13 protein-coding genes are annotated in these 14,714 nt (G+C 67.7%); 9 read left to right on the top strand and 4 right to left on the bottom strand.

Annotated features, from left to right (window positions below):
* Positions 1-11: 11 nt before the first annotated feature.
* The 6 genes from yajC (at position 12) to VET27_RS09770 (ending at position 8,126) form a co-directional block, all read left to right on the top strand.
* Positions 12-404, top strand: a complete 393-nt coding sequence (gene yajC / locus VET27_RS09795) for a preprotein translocase subunit YajC (RefSeq protein WP_526517481.1) — start codon at positions 12-14, stop codon at positions 402-404.
* Positions 405-473: 69 nt separating this feature from the next.
* Entirely contained in the window at positions 474-2,225 is a 1,752-nt protein-coding gene (secD, locus tag VET27_RS09790) for a protein translocase subunit SecD (RefSeq protein WP_526517479.1), read from the top strand.
* A gap of 4 nt (positions 2,226-2,229) precedes the next feature.
* Positions 2,230-3,525, top strand: a complete 1,296-nt coding sequence (secF, locus tag VET27_RS09785; protein ID WP_526517477.1) for a protein translocase subunit SecF — start codon at positions 2,230-2,232, stop codon at positions 3,523-3,525.
* A gap of 6 nt (positions 3,526-3,531) precedes the next feature.
* Positions 3,532-5,187, top strand: coding sequence for an ABC transporter substrate-binding protein (locus tag VET27_RS09780; protein ID WP_526517475.1), 1,656 nt, complete (start codon positions 3,532-3,534; stop codon positions 5,185-5,187).
* The gene (locus VET27_RS09775) at positions 5,184-5,732 is read left to right on the top strand and encodes an adenine phosphoribosyltransferase (RefSeq protein WP_526517473.1); all 549 of its coding nucleotides are present in this window, start codon (positions 5,184-5,186) and stop codon (positions 5,730-5,732) included. Before VET27_RS09780 ends, VET27_RS09775 begins: the two co-directional genes overlap by 4 nt.
* A gap of 84 nt (positions 5,733-5,816) precedes the next feature.
* Positions 5,817-8,126, top strand: coding sequence for a RelA/SpoT family protein (locus VET27_RS09770; protein ID WP_526517556.1), 2,310 nt, complete (start codon positions 5,817-5,819; stop codon positions 8,124-8,126).
* 210 nt (positions 8,127-8,336) lie between these two features.
* On the opposite strand, the gene VET27_RS09765 is transcribed toward VET27_RS09770, so the two are convergent.
* Positions 8,337-9,542 carry an MFS transporter gene (locus tag VET27_RS09765; RefSeq protein WP_526517471.1) on the bottom strand — a complete coding sequence of 402 codons (1,206 nt, stop codon included), beginning with the start codon at positions 9,540-9,542 and terminating at the stop codon, positions 8,337-8,339.
* A gap of 63 nt (positions 9,543-9,605) precedes the next feature.
* Here VET27_RS09765 and VET27_RS09760 point away from each other — a divergent pair, with 63 nt between their 5' ends.
* A complete protein-coding gene (locus tag VET27_RS09760) occupies positions 9,606-10,001 on the top strand; it encodes an ArsR/SmtB family transcription factor (RefSeq protein ID WP_526517469.1) in 396 nt (131 codons plus the stop codon).
* Here the strand turns inward: VET27_RS09760 and VET27_RS09755 are convergent.
* Complete coding sequence (locus VET27_RS09755) at positions 9,998-11,053, bottom strand: peptidylprolyl isomerase (RefSeq protein ID WP_526517554.1); 1,056 nt, start codon at positions 11,051-11,053, stop codon at positions 9,998-10,000. The two genes, VET27_RS09760 and VET27_RS09755, sit on opposite strands and share 4 nt — an antisense overlap.
* A 27-nt stretch (positions 11,054-11,080) precedes the next feature.
* Positions 11,081-11,980 carry a peptidylprolyl isomerase gene (locus tag VET27_RS09750; protein WP_526517552.1) on the bottom strand — a complete coding sequence of 300 codons (900 nt, stop codon included), beginning with the start codon at positions 11,978-11,980 and terminating at the stop codon, positions 11,081-11,083.
* A gap of 103 nt (positions 11,981-12,083) precedes the next feature.
* Between VET27_RS09750 and VET27_RS09745 the strand changes: the two genes are divergently transcribed.
* A complete protein-coding gene (locus VET27_RS09745; RefSeq protein WP_526517550.1) occupies positions 12,084-12,743 on the top strand; it encodes an MBL fold metallo-hydrolase in 660 nt (219 codons plus the stop codon).
* Complete coding sequence (hisS, locus tag VET27_RS09740; protein WP_526517467.1) at positions 12,744-14,003, top strand: histidine--tRNA ligase; 1,260 nt, start codon at positions 12,744-12,746, stop codon at positions 14,001-14,003.
* Positions 14,004-14,133: 130 nt separating this feature from the next.
* Here hisS and VET27_RS09735 read toward each other — a convergent pair whose 3' ends face one another.
* On the bottom strand, positions 14,134-14,673 hold the full coding sequence (locus VET27_RS09735) for a hypothetical protein (protein WP_526517465.1): 540 nt from the start codon (positions 14,671-14,673) through the stop codon (positions 14,134-14,136).
* Positions 14,674-14,714 lie beyond the last annotated feature (41 nt).

Raw genomic sequence — 14,714 nt, 5'->3', positions numbered from 1 at the left:
TCAGAGCTGCCATGGATCTCGCCATCTTCGTACCACTGCTCGTCATCATGGGCGCGTTCATGTTCTTCGCGTCGCGCCGGCAGAAGAAGGCCATGCAGGCGACGATCAACCTGCACGATTCGCTGGCCGTCGGCGACGAGATCATGACCACGGCCGGCCTCTTCGGGACCATCACCGACGTCTCCGACTCGAAGGTCGACGTCGAGCTCGCCCCGGGCGTCGTCGTCACCATGCTGAAGCTGGCGGTCAAGGAAAAGACCATGGTCGACGACGATGACTTCGATGACGACGAATACGAGGACGACGACGATGGCGCCATCGAGGAGTCGACGGCGCAGGAACTCGACCGGCCCGGCGCCGGGACCGAGGTGAAGTCCGACCCAGACCGGCTCACCAAAGACTGACGGCTGAGCACCCAACGCAACCACGTACTCTTTGCGGGTTGACGTACCGATCTGAGGAGAACCAAGAACGTGGCATCGCCTTCGGCGCCGGTGCATCCCTACCGCTACCTGACGCTTTTTCTGGTCCTACTCATCGGTACTTACCTGCTGATGTTCCTGACCGGAGACAAGCAAGCCAAGCCCAAGCTGGGTATCGACCTGCAGGGCGGCACCCGCGTAACCCTCACCGCCCGCACCCCGGACGGTTCGCCTCCGACGCGTGAATCCCTGGCCCAGGCGCAGGAGATCATCAGCTCCCGTGTCGACGGACTCGGGGTGTCCGGCTCGGAAGTCGTCGTCGACGGCGACAACCTCGTCATCACCGTGCCCGGCAACGATGGCAACGAGGCACGCAACCTCGGGCAGACGGCGCGGCTATACATCCGGCCCGTGATCCACGCCATCCCGGCGGCGGGCCAGCAACCGCCCGCGGGTCAGGCGCCCGCCGGCGCACCACCCGGAATGCCAGGTGCACCACCCGGAATGCCTGGCATGCCGCCGCTCATCGCGCCCGCCGCGCCCGACGCGCCGATCGTGCCGCCCGACTCCGGGGCGCCTGCTCCGGGTGCACCGGCTCCCCAGCCACGGCCCTACCCCGAGGAGCCAGCCCCCACGCCCGCACCGGCCCCCACGCCCGCACCAGGGCCGCCCGCACCGCCCAAGCCGCAGGCCAATCTGGCTCAGCGCATCTCGGATGAGAAGGCGCTCCGGCAGAGCGCAGATCAGCAGATCCAACTGCTGGCCCTGCAGTTCCAGGCCACCCGTTGCAACGACGAAGACGTCCTGGCCGGCAACGACGATCCGAACCTGCCTCTGGTGACCTGCTCGCAGGATCACCAGCAGGTGTATCTGCTCGACAAGTCGATCATCAGCGGTGAGCAGATCGAAAGTGCCTCCTCGGGCCTTGATCAGCAGCGCGGCGAGTACGTCGTCGACCTGCAGTTCAAGAGCGAGGGCGCCGACATCTGGGCGAACTACACCGCCGCCAACGTCGGCACCCAGACGGCGTTCACCCTCGACTCGCAGGTGGTCAGCGCCCCGCAGATCAACGAGGCGATCCCCGGCGGCCGCACACAGATCACGGGTCAGTTCACCCAGGATTCGGCCCGCGAACTCGCCAACGTGCTGAAGTACGGCTCACTGCCGTTGTCATTCGAGTCGTCCGAGGCCGAAACCGTCTCGGCCACACTCGGTTTGACGTCGCTGCGGGCCGGTCTGATCGCAGGCGCGATCGGCCTCGCCCTGGTGCTGGTGTACTCACTGCTCTACTACCGCGTGCTGGGCCTGCTGACGGCGCTGTCGCTGGTTGCCTCGGGTGCGATGGTCTTCGCGATTCTGGTCCTGCTCGGCAGGTACATCGGCTACACGCTCGACCTGGCGGGCATCGCCGGTCTGATCATCGGCATCGGCACCACGGCGGACTCGTTCGTGGTGTTCTTCGAACGCATCAAGGACGAGATTCGCGAGGGACGCTCGTTCCGGTCGGCCGTTCCGCGGGGCTGGGCACGGGCGCGCAAGACGATCCTGTCCGGCAACGCGGTCAGCTTCCTGGCTGCCGCGGTGCTGTACGTCCTCGCCATCGGACAGGTCAAGGGCTTCGCATTCACCCTGGGTTTGACCACCGTCCTCGACGTGGTCGTGGTGTTCCTGGTGACGTGGCCACTGGTGTACCTGGCGTCCAAGTCGGCGATGTTGTCCAAGCCGGCATTCAACGGGCTCGGCGCGGTGCAGCAGATCGCGCGCGAACGCCGAGCCGCCGCTTCGTCAGCGGTAGGGAGGTAGCGCGATGGCCAAGCACGAGTCCACGGACGACGTCGACGACGTGACCGACGAGGGTCAGGCAGTCGAACTCGACGACGCCTCGACCGCCGAGGAGCTGGGCACCTCGAGCGCTGGGGCGCCGCAGCACGGCTTCTTCATTCGGCTCTACACGGGCACCGGCGCCTTCGACGTCGTCGGCAAGCGCAAGTTCTGGTTCGGCATCAGCGGTGCGATCGTCGTAATCGCGCTCGCCAGCATCCTGTTGCGCGGCTTCACCTTCGGCATCGACTTCGAGGGCGGCACCAAGGTGTCGATGCCCGCGGCGGGTGCGCAGGGCCAGGTGACGACCCAGCAGGTCGAGGACGTCTTCTCCAAGACGCTCGGCCGGGCCCCCGAAGCGGTGGTGCAGGTCGGCAACGGCGGCTCGGCCACCATCCAGATCCGCTCCGAGACACTGAGCAACCCCGACACCGAGAAACTGCGGACGGCGCTGTTCGACTCGTTCCAGCCCAAGGGCGCGGACGGCCAGCCGAGCAAGTCGGCCGTCAGCGACTCGGCGGTGTCGGAGACGTGGGGCGGCCAGATCACCCAGAAGGCGCTCATCGCCCTGGTGGTCTTCCTGGTGCTCGTTTCGGCGTACATCGCGGTGCGGTACGAGCGGTACATGGCCGCCGCAGCACTGGCTGCGCTGGTCTTCGACCTGTTGACCACGGCGGGGGTGTACTCCCTCGTCGGGTTCGAGGTCACGCCGGCCACGGTGATCGGTCTGCTGACGATTCTGGGCTTCTCGCTCTACGACACGGTCATCGTGTTCGACAAGGTCGAGGAGAACGTGCACGGGTTCGAACACACCACGCGCAGGACGTTCGCCGAACAGGCCAACCTAGCGATCAACCAGACGTTCATGCGATCCATCAACACCAGCTTGATCTCGGTGCTGCCGATCATCGCGCTCATCGTCGTCGCGGTATGGCTGCTCGGCGTGGGCAAGCTGCAGGATCTCGCTCTGGTGCAGCTCGTCGGCGTCATCGTCGGCACCTATTCGTCGATCTTCTTCGCCACGCCCCTGCTGGTCGCCATGCGGGAGCGAACCGAGCTGGTGCGCACCCATACCCGTCGCGTCAACAACCGGCGCAAGGGTTCGTCGGCGAAGGCCGCGAACTCCGGATCGGACACGGCGAAGCACTCGCTGACCGACTCCGATGCCGAGCCGGAGAAGGTGTCGGTTGCGGCCACCCCGGCCCCGGAGAAGCCGGCGCCGGGTGCGAAGCCGGTCCGTCCCACCGGTAGGCCGTCGGGTAAGCGGAACACCAGGCGGTAAGCCTCGATGATTGCCCGACCCCGGCGGGCCGCCATCCTCGCGGCCGTGATCTCTCTGGTCGGCGTTCTCGGTCTGTCCGCGTGCGCGGGCGGGCCTGCCGACGAGATCGACTACGCCGTCGACGGGACGCTGGTCACCTACAACACCAGCACCGTGGCGGGCGCCGCCTCGGCCGGTCCGCAGGCCTTCGCCCGTGTGCTGACGGGCTTCAACTACCACGGTCCCGAGGGGCAGGTCATCGGCGACCGTGACTTCGGCACCATCTCCGTGGTGGGCCGTGCGCCCCTGGTCCTCGACTACCAGATCAGCGACAACGCCGTGTACTCGGACGGCAAACCGGTCACGTGTGACGACATGGTTCTCGCGTGGGCCGCACAGTCGGGCCGATTCCCGGGATTCGACGCCGCCAGCCGGGCGGGCTACGGCGACGTGGCAAGCGTCGACTGTGCGCCGGGGCGGAAGAAGGCTCGCGTGTCGTTCGCCCAGGACCGCGGATTCGTCGACTTCGGGCAGTTGTTCGCCGCGACGACGCTGATGCCGTCGCACGTGATCGCCGACGAGATCGCCGCAGGCGACGGCGCCGTCACCGCCGCCCTGCAGGCGGGTGACCTGCCGACGATCAGTCGCATCGCGCAACTGTGGAACACCATGTGGAGCCTGACCCCGGATCTGGATCTGAAGCGGTTCCCGTCGTCGGGGCCCTACAAGCTGAGCTCGGTGAGCGAGGACGGCGCCGTCGTGCTGGTGGCCAACGACAAGTGGTGGGGTGCCAAGCCGGTTACCGGGAAGATCACGGTGTGGCCGCGCGGCGCGGACGTCCAGGAACGCGTGAATGCAGGTGACTACGACGTCGTCGACGTGGCGGCGGGTTCGTCGGGAACGTTGAGCCTTCCCGACGACTACGTCCGGTCCGACAGCCCGTCAGCCGGCATCGAACAACTCATCTTCGCGCCCAGCGGGCCGCTGCTGAACCCGGCAGCCCGACGCGCCCTGGCGCTGTGCACGCCGCGAGACCAGATCGCGCAGAACGCGGAGGTGCCGATCGCGAACAGTCGACTGAACCCCACGGGCGAGGATTCGATCACGGCCGCCGAGAGCCCGGCCGAAGGCGGCCAGTTCAGTACGTCCAACCCGGTGGCGGCGCGTGACGCCCTCGGAGGGAATCCGCTGACCGTCCGCATCGGGTACCAGAGCCCCAACGCGCGCTTGGCCGCCACCGTAGGCACGATCGTCCGGGCGTGCGAACCGGCGGGCATCACGGTTCAGGATGCGTCGTCGGATACGGTCGGCCCACAGACGTTGCGCGACAACCAGATCGACGTGCTTCTCGCGAGCACCGGCGGGGCGGCGGGCAGCGGATCGACGGGATCGTCGGCGATGGATGCCTATGACCTGTACAGCGGCAACGGGAACAACCTGTCCGGCTATGCGAACGAACAGGTCGACGGTGTCATCGGAGCACTGGCGGTGACGGCGGACCCGAAGGAGCTGGCCCGGTTGCTGGGGGAGGGTGCACCCGTACTGTGGGGCGACATGCCCACCCTTCCGCTCTACCGCCAGCAGCGAACTCTCCTCGTGTCGACGAAGATGACTGCCGTGAGCAGCAATCCGACGCGTTGGGGTGCAGGTTGGAACATGGACCGTTGGGCGCTGGCTCGATGACGCGCAACGACCAGGGGGAACCGCCCGACGTAGCCGCGCTGATCGAATCGCTGATGCGCGAGGTGCCCGACTTCCCGGAACCGGGAATCCAGTTCAAGGACCTCACCCCGGTGCTCGCCGACGCGCGGGGACTCGCGGCAATGACCGACGCGCTGGCCGCCGTCGCCGAGGATGTGGATCTGGTCGCGGGCATCGATGCGCGCGGCTTCCTGCTGGGGGCAGCCGTCGCGACGCGGCTCGGCACGGGCGTGCTGGCGGTGCGCAAGGGAGGCAAGCTGCCGCCCCCGGTGCACGGTGAGACCTACGCCCTGGAGTACGGCACGGCGACGCTGGAGATCCCGGCAGACGGAATGGAATTGGCCGGGCTGCGCGTTCTGCTGATCGACGACGTGCTGGCCACCGGAGGGACGTTGGAGGCTGCGGCCAAGTTGCTCAGGACCGGCGGCGCGACGGTCACGGGTTCCGCGGTCGTCCTGGAACTGGCGGCGCTGGGTGGACGGGCAAAGCTAACGGACTTGGCGGTCACCAGCCTGTACGTGGTGTGAGGGATATCCTCAGCTGAGTGTGTCCGAGCGGGTCAGGAGGTGAGCACGGTGGCGGACGATCAGGCGTTGACGCAAACGCAGCCGATGCCGGTCATCACCCCTGACGCGGTGGCACCCGAGAGCACCAAGAGCTCGTCGAGCGCGTCCCGACGGGTGCGGGCGCGGCTTGCACGGCGGATGACGTCACAGCGCAGCGCGGTGAACCCGGTCCTCGAGCCGCTGGTGGCGGTCCACAGAGAGGTCTATCCGAAGGCCGACCTGACACTCCTGCAGCGCGCCTACGAGGTGGCCGAGCAGCGTCACGCCGAGCAGTTGCGCCGTTCCGGTGACCCCTACATCACCCATCCGTTGGCGGTGGCCAACATCCTCGCCGAACTCGGCATGGACACCACGACACTCGTCGCCGCGCTCCTGCACGACACGGTGGAGGACACCGGCTACACGCTGGAGGCGCTCACCAACGACTTCGGCGTCGAGGTCGGCCATCTGGTGGACGGCGTCACCAAGCTCGACAAGGTGGTTCTGGGCAACGCCGCCGAGGGCGAGACCATACGCAAGATGATCATCGCGATGGCGCGCGATCCCCGGGTGCTCGTCATCAAGGTGGCGGACCGGCTTCACAACATGCGCACCATGCGCTTCCTGCCGCCGGAGAAGCAGGCGCGCAAGGCTCGCGAGACGCTGGAAGTCATTGCCCCACTTGCCCACCGGCTGGGCATGGCGACGGTCAAGTGGGAGCTCGAGGACCTGTCGTTCGCCATCCTGCATCCGAAGAAGTACGAAGAGATCGTGCGACTGGTCGCCGACCGCGCGCCGTCGCGGGATACCTACCTGGCCAAGGTGCGCGCCGAGATCGCCAACACCGTCACCTCCTCGAAGATCAATGCGACCGTCGAGGGCAGGCCGAAACACTACTGGTCGATATACCAGAAGATGATCGTCAAGGGCCGCGACTTCGACGAGATCCACGACCTGGTCGGCGTCCGCATTCTGTGCGACGAGATCCGGGACTGCTACGCGGCCGTCGGCGCGGTGCACTCGCTGTGGCAGCCGATGGCGGGCCGGTTCAAGGACTACATCGCCCAGCCGAGGTACGGCGTGTACCAGTCGCTGCACACCACCGTCGTCGGACCCGAGGGCAAGCCGCTGGAGGTGCAGATCCGCACCCGCGACATGCACCGCACCGCCGAGTACGGCATCGCCGCGCACTGGCGTTACAAGGAAGCCAAGGGCCGCAACGGAATTCCGGCCAACAACGCCGCCGCCGAGCTCGACGACATGGCGTGGATGCGTCAGCTCCTCGACTGGCAGCGGGAAGCCGCGGACCCCGGCGAGTTCCTCGAGTCGCTCCGCTACGACCTCGCCGTGCAGGAGATCTTCGTCTTCACGCCCAAGGGTGACGTCATCACGCTGCCGACGGGGTCGTGCCCGGTGGACTTCGCCTACGCCGTGCACACGGAGGTCGGCCACCGCTGTATCGGGGCACGCGTCAACGGGCGACTGGTGGCGCTGGAACGCAAACTCGAGAACGGCGAAGTGGTGGAGGTCTTCACCTCGAAGGCGTTGAATGCGGGCCCGTCACGGGACTGGCAGACGTTCGTCGTGTCCCCGCGGGCCAAGGCCAAGATCCGGCAGTGGTTCGCGAAGGAGCGGCGCGAGGAAGCGCTCGAGTCGGGCAAGGACTCGATCGCCCGCGAGGTCCGTCGTGGCGGAATTCCGTTGCAGCGCGTGATGAATGGTGAGTCGATGGCCGCGTTGGCGCGAGAGTTGCGCTACGTCGACGTGTCGTCGCTCTATACCGCGGTCGGCGAGGGGCACGTCTCGGCGCGTCACGTCGTCCAGCGGTTGGTCGCCCAACTCGGCGGAGACGACGAGGCCGAGGACGAGATCGCCGAGCGGTCGACACCAGCGACGATGCCGGTGCGTCAGCGCACCAGTGACGACGTAGGTGTCGCGGTGCCCGGCGCGCCGGGTGTCCTGACCAAGCTGGCCAAGTGCTGCACGCCGGTGCCCGGTGACAACATCATGGGCTTCGTCACGCGTGGTGGTGGGGTCAGCGTGCACCGCACCGACTGCACCAATGCGACGTCGCTGCAGCAACAGTCGGAACGCATCATCGACGTCAAGTGGGCGCCATCCTCGTCGTCGGTGTTCCTCGTCGCGATTCAGGTGGAGGCCCTCGACCGGCACCGACTGCTGTCCGACGTGACGCGCGTGCTGGCCGACGAGAAGGTCAACATCCTGTCGGCGTCGGTGGCGACGTCCAACGATCGGGTGGCGATCAGTCGTTTCACCTTCGAGATGGGTGACCCGAAGCACCTCGGCCACGTGCTGAACGTGGTGCGCAACGTCGAGGGCGTCTACGACGTGTACCGGGTGACGTCCGCGGCCTAGGCTTTCGCCCCCACGCGCCCCACCCCACCTCCCCACTCACCCCACCCCACTCCGCGAGCGTGCGTGTCTGCGGCGCGACACGCGGCGCAGAGGCCGACATTGCGCACGCTCGCGTCGTCAATCGGCGACCCGCAGCTGCGGCGAGCGTGCGCAGACTCGGATCCACCATCGGCGTGTCGTGCGCAGACACGCACGCTCGCGGAAGAGGGGTTAGGCGGACTTGGTGCGCGTGGTGATCGCGCCGACGCCCGCGGCAATCAGGCAGGCGACGGCCACCGCGTAGGCGAACCACGGGAACACCGCGCCGAGCGGCCAGCGCGTTGCCGCCCAGCCAGCCACGATGGTGGGCACCGCCATGGCCGCGTACGCGATGAGATAGAAGGCCGACATCGTCTCACCGCGCCGGTCGGAGGGGACGACGTGCGACAGGTGCCGTAACGAGCCGCCGAAGCCCAGGCCGAACGCCGCGCCGAGGACGGCCGCGGCCGCGAGCACCAAAGGCCAACTGTGCGTTGCCAACACCGGCACCGTGAGGATGAGCGCGAGCGCCATGCCAACGTCGCCGACGATCGCCGACCGGCGGGCCGGCACCCGCGTCGAGAAGAGCTGGGCCATCGCGGCGGAGAACGCCGTCGTCCCGACCACGGCCCCGCCGAACACCAGGTTGTGGACGTGCGTCTGCTGGGTGGCCAGCGACGGGTAGAGCGAGAGCAACACACCAAACACCGACCACGACGCCGTCACGCCGAGCGCGGCGAACCAGAAGTCACCGCGAATCTCGGCAGGAACCGCAGGCTTGGCGATGCGGATGGGACCTCGGGTTCGCGACACGTGGGGCTCCCGCAAGGCGACGAGTCCAATGCCGAGGAGGGCGCAGATCACCGCGACGATCGCATACGGCATACGCATCGGATGCGGGGCGTACTGCGCAAGAAGCGCAGAGCCGACGATCGCGACCGTCATCCCGATGTTGAAGCTCACGCCGCTGAGTTGACCGGACCGGACGCCGTGGTGGGGACGCAGGTCGAGCAGCGCCGCCGCGCCGGCCACGACGATCGAGCCGACGGCTGCACCGTGAATGATCCGGGCGACCATCAGCATCGCCATGTTGTCGGCGACCATGAACACGCCCAGTCCGACGATCATCGCCACCAAGGCGCCGAGCAGAACCGGTTTGCGTCCGACGACGTCGGAGATCCTGCCCGACACCAACACCGCGCCGAGTGCGGCCACGGCGTAGACAGCGAAGACCACGGTGGTGGCCAGAGGAGAGAGATGCCACTGCTCCTCGTACATCCCGTAGAGCGGCGCGGGCAGTCCCGATACGCCGAGTGCGACTCCGCTCAGGACCAACAACAGGGTGTAGGCCCCGCGCTGTGTCTCGTCGATGAGCCGCTCGGTTGCGACCGCTGCCACGAGCCCTCCTCGCCACGTTCAGTTCGACGAACGTCGAACCCGACCGAGAGTACGCTCGGTTGGATGAACATCAAACCGGCGGTGACGGAGAACACGACCGTGACACCACCGCGGGTCGGGGAGCATGCACAGGATCCCGCCTTCCCGACGACTCCGGTCGCCGGCGTGCAGCAGCTGCTGGTAGCGCTGGCTGACCCCGTCCGCCTGGAGATGGTTCGACGGTTGATGAATACCCGGTCGCCCATGCCGTGCGCGCTGTTGTACGACGGGATCAACAAGTCGACGGCCACGCACCACTTCAAGACCCTGCGGGAGGCCGGCATCACCGAGCGACTGGTGATCGACGGGCACACCCACCAGCGGCTGCGGGTCGACGAGGTCGACGTGGCCGTGCCCGGCCTCCTGGACTCGATCGTGGAAAGCGCGAACCGGGAAGTGACGGCGCGCGCCCGTTCCTAGTCCAGCCGGACCGACTCGATCGTCACGCCGGTCTTGGGCATGCCGTCGTCGGCGCCGCCCTGCACGCCGCCTGCAGCGATCTCGTCGACGACGGCCAGCCCCGTCTCGTCAACGGTGCCGAACACCGTGTACGTCGGCGGTAGTCGTGAATCCGCGTAGACCAGGAAGAACTGGCTGCCGTTCGTCCCTTGGCCGGCGTTCGCCATCGCCAGAGTGCCCCGCGGGTACACCACCGGCGTCTCCAATGCCGGGTCGGCGAGGCGGTACTGATTGGTCGGGTACTCGTTGGGGAATCGGTAGCCGGGCCCGCCAGTGCCGTCACCCGTCGGGTCGCCGCACTGCAGCACGCCGAGAGTCGGGGACGTGGTCAGCCGGTGACACGGCGTGTCGTCGAAGAAGCCCTGCTGAGCCAGGCTGACGAAGTTGTTGACGGTGCAGGGTGACTTGCCGTTGTCGAGGCGCAGACCGATCGCGCCCGCGTTGGTGACGATCGTGGCGTCGACGGTGTCGGGGGTGGTCGGGACGCGGCCCGTGCGAGGCGGATTGACGGGCTTGCTGGTCACCTCGGTCGTGGCCGGGTATTGACAGTTGGAGCCAAGGGTGGCCGACGGCTTGAACGCCGGCAGCGGCGGTGCCGGCAGCGGCGAGCCAGTCACCTCGGGTGAGCCGGTGGACGGATAACGCCCTTCGAAGTCCTCGGCGACGCGGACGACGAACGCGGCGAAGACGAAGGTGCCGACCACCGCGAGAACCGTCAGCACCGCCACCACGTAGCTGATCACCAGACCGGCGATCGCGAGACCGTGGCCGCCCTCGCGGGTCTTCCTGATCTGGGACAACGACATGTGGCCGAAAACGATGCCCAGGGGGAAGAACAGGAACGCGCAGACCAGCGACGCGATGGCCAGGCCATTGGTGTTCTGCGGCGGCGGGTAGGGCGGATACCCCGGCACCCCGCCCGGTCCGCCCCAGGGGTAGCCGTGAAAGCCCGCGTCAGCCCCCGGTTGAGGCGGCGTCGGCGGGAACTCCCCGTACGGCGGCGGAGGCGGGATGGTCACGGAGGTCGGCCCGGTCCAACGTCAGTCGAGCTGCAGCGACTTGATCTGGACCGGCGTCGTCGGTGCTCCGTCGTCAGGTCCGCGCTCACCGGGAACGACTCCGCCTGCGGCGATCTTGTCGAGGGTGGCCAGACCCGTCGCGTCGATCGTGCCGAATGCGGTGTAGTTCGGCGGCAGCTGCGAATCCTTGAACACCAGGAAGAACTGGCTGCCGTTGGAGCCGGGTGCGCCGGTGTTGGCCATCGCCAGCGTGCCGCGCGGGTACACCACGGGCGACTGCAGGGCCGGGTCGTCGGGCTGGTACTGGTTGGTCGGGTACTCGTTGACGAAGCCGTAGCCGGGTCCGCCGGTGCCCTGTCCGGTCGGATCGCCGCACTGCAGGACCGAGAGGCCCGGGGACGTGGTCAGCCGGTGGCAGGGCGTGTCGTTGAAGTAGCCCTGCTGCGCGAGGCTGGCGAAGCTGTTGACCGTGCACGGCGCCTTGGCGTTGTCGAGCTGCAGCCCGATGTTGCCCTGGGACGTCGTCATGCTGGCGCTGATCTCGGCGGGATCGGTCGGCACCTTGCCCGTGCGGGGCGGGTTGTTCTTCTTGCTGGCCTCTTCACCCGGCGTCGCCGGGTACTCGCAGTTCGCGCCGAGGTCGGCCGGGGCGGCAAACGGCGGGAGGGCTGCGCCGCCGGGTGGGGGCTGAGTCGGTTCAGCGCCGGTCGTCGGGGTGGGGGTTTCGGCCGCCGCGTTGGTGTCGGGGCCCTTGTTGGTCAGGATCACGGTCGCGACGACGGCGCCGATGACCAGGAGCACGCCAGCGACGGAACCGATGATGGTGAAGAGACGACGCCTGCGCTCCTGAGCGGCGCGGCGTTCCAGCTGCCGTTCCAGTTTGCGCTTGGCGGTCTCTCGCCGCTGTTCGTTGGTCGGCACCGCGTGGTCCTCCTCGTGTTCGTCGATCGGCAACGAGTGTGCCAGCAATGGCTGAGAAGAGGTGCCGCGACCCACGCGAAGGGTGGGTGGGAAACTGGTCGACGTGTTCATCACGGGGTTTCCGGCCGGCATGCTGCAGTGCAACTGCTATGTGTTGGCCCCCAAGCAGGGCGCCGACGCCATCGTCGTCGATCCCGGCCAGCGGGCGATGGCGCAGCTGCGTCGGATCCTCGACGAGAACCGGCTGACCCCGGCGGCCGTCCTTCTGACCCACGGACACATCGACCACATCTGGTCAGCCCAGAAGGTCGCCGACACCTACGGGTGCCCGGCTTTCATCCATCCCGAGGATCGCGTCATGCTCACCGACCCCATCAAGGGTTACGGGCCGCGGCTGGCCCAGCTGGCGCTGTCGACGATGTTCCGCGAACCGCGCCAGGTCGTCGAATTGGACCGGGACGGCGACAAGATCGAGTTGGGTGGCATCACCGTCACCGTCGATCACACGCCTGGGCACACCAGGGGCTCGGTGGTCTTTAGGGTGGCTGAAGGGACGTCGGAGCTGGCTTTCACCGGCGACACGTTGTTCAAGCAGTCGATCGGCCGCACCGATCTGCTCGGCGGCAGCGGCCGCGACCTGCTCACCTCGATCGTATCGAAACTGTTGGTGCTCGACGACGACACCGTGGTACTACCTGGGCATGGCCCGAAGTCCACGATCGGTGCCGAGCGTCGCACCAACCCGTTCCTCGAAGGACTCTGAGTGAGTGAGTTTCAGGCGCCCAAGGGCGTCCCGGATTACCTGCCGCCGGACTCGGCGCAATTCGTCGCGGTCCGTGACGGACTGCTGGATGCCGCGCGCCGCGCGGGCTACGGCCACGTCGAACTGCCGATCTTCGAGGACACCGCGTTGTTCGCGCGCGGCGTGGGCGAGTCGACGGACGTCGTCAGCAAGGAGATGTACACGTTCGCCGATCGCGGTGACCGGTCGGTGACGCTGCGGCCGGAGGGCACCGCGGGCGTCGTGCGTGCCGTGATCGAACACGGTCTGGACCGTGGGCAGCTGCCGGTGAAGCTGCGCTACTCGGGCCCGTTCTTCCGCTACGAGCGTCCGCAGGCAGGTCGATACCGTCAGCTGCAGCAGGTCGGCGTCGAGGCGATCGGGGTGGACGATCCCGCGTTGGACGCCGAGGTGATCGCCATCGCCGACGCGGGTTTCCGCTCGCTGGGGTTGGACGGGTTCCGGCTCGAGCTCACCTCGCTGGGTGATGACACGTGCCGACTGCAGTACCGGGAGTTGTTGCAGGAGTTCTTGTTCGGCCTCGACCTCGATGAGGACACCCGTCGTCGCGCCGAGATCAACCCGCTGCGCGTGCTCGACGACAAGCGTCCGCACGTCCGCGAGATGACGGCCGCCGCGCCCCTGATGCTCGACCACCTGTCCGATGTGGCCAAGCAGCACTTCGACACCGTGTTGACGCATCTGGACACGCTCGGGGTGCCGTACGTGATCAATCCGCGGATGGTGCGCGGGTTGGACTATTACACCAAGACGACGTTCGAGTTCGTCCACGACGGGCTGGGAGCGCAGTCGGGCATTGGTGGCGGTGGCCGCTACGACGGCTTGATGAAGCAGCTTGGCGGTCAGGATCTGTCGGGCATCGGCTTCGGCCTCGGCGTCGACCGCACGGTGCTGGCACTCAAGGCCGAGGGCAAGACCGTCGGGGAGACCTCACGCGTCGACGTGTACTGCGTGCCACTCGGTGATGCGGCGAAGCTGGTGTTGGCGAAGCTGGCGGGCGAGTTGCGGGCTTCTGGCGTTCGCGTCGACCTCGCCTACGGGGATCGTGGACTGAAGGGCGCCATCCGGGCGGCTGATCGGTCCGGCGCACGGCTCGCCTTGGTGGCGGGTGACCGTGACGTCGAGGCGGGCACCGTCGGTGTCAAGGAACTTGGGACGGGAGAGCAGGTCGACGTCGCCGGCGACGCCGTCGTAGCCGACGTTCTCTCCCGCCTGACCTAATGGGAGTCGATCAGCGTGTCCTTGGCGGGGATCTAGCCGCGGGTTTCACCTACCCCTGCGCGAGCGTGCGTGTTGGCGGGCGACACGCCGCGCCGCAACCCGAGTGCACGCACGCTCGCGGTGATGATGCTCAACGCGGCCAGCCGAACACCACCGCCGTCAGCACGGTCTCCAGATTCCCGATCCCGCCGTTGAACGGGTTGCCGCGCTTGAGGACTCGGGCGCCGTTCGGGGTGACGGCCACCAGCGCCGGCGAACTCGAGGCGAGTTGCGTGCGGGTGTGGAACCTGACCTGGTCGAGCGGCGCCACGACGACGCCCTCGGCATCGACGTACATCCGGCGGGCACGGTCGAACACCGCCACGGGTTGGTAACCGCTCAGCGGCCGCGTCCTTGCGTTGCGGATCCGGCCGACCACGACCAAGGCGACGGCGGCCAAGGCGATGCCGACGAGCAGGAAGATGGTGCTCAGCCACCACGGCATGGTCGCCGGGGACATCATGGCAACCGCGCCGAAACCGCCAAAGACCAACGCCTGCAAAGCCATTACGAATGCGATTATCGCCAACGGCCCGGTGCCACGATCGACGAGCACGACCAGCGGCCCGTGCTCGGCCACCACCAAGCCGCCGAGCTCGGCGACGATGCGTGGTTCGGCAGCTGCCGTCATGCCCGGGAGTCTGCCACGGTGGTCAAGGCACATGGCAACAT

This window comes from Mycobacterium sp. (assembly GCF_035633495.1).
Classification (GTDB): domain Bacteria; phylum Actinomycetota; class Actinomycetes; order Mycobacteriales; family Mycobacteriaceae; genus Mycobacterium.
Note: the sequence above shows the minus strand (reverse complement) of the source record. Positions and strands in the feature narration are given on the sequence as shown.

What these genes read in the sequence shown, in the direction of transcription:
- yajC (WP_526517481.1), top strand. Translation starts at nt 12, where the DNA reads ATGGATCTCGCCATCTTCGTACCACTGCTCGTCATCATGGGCGCGTTC.
- secF (WP_526517477.1), top strand. Translation starts at nt 2,230, where the DNA reads ATGGCCAAGCACGAGTCCACGGACGACGTCGACGACGTGACCGACGAG.
- VET27_RS09760 (WP_526517469.1), top strand. Translation starts at nt 9,606, where the DNA reads ATGAACATCAAACCGGCGGTGACGGAGAACACGACCGTGACACCACCG.
- VET27_RS09770 (WP_526517556.1), top strand. Translation starts at nt 5,817, where the DNA reads ATGCCGGTCATCACCCCTGACGCGGTGGCACCCGAGAGCACCAAGAGC.
- VET27_RS09780 (WP_526517475.1), top strand. Translation starts at nt 3,532, where the DNA reads ATGATTGCCCGACCCCGGCGGGCCGCCATCCTCGCGGCCGTGATCTCT.
- VET27_RS09735 (WP_526517465.1), bottom strand. Translation starts at nt 14,673, where the DNA reads ATGACGGCAGCTGCCGAACCACGCATCGTCGCCGAGCTCGGCGGCTTG.
- VET27_RS09775 (WP_526517473.1), top strand. Translation starts at nt 5,184, where the DNA reads ATGACGCGCAACGACCAGGGGGAACCGCCCGACGTAGCCGCGCTGATC.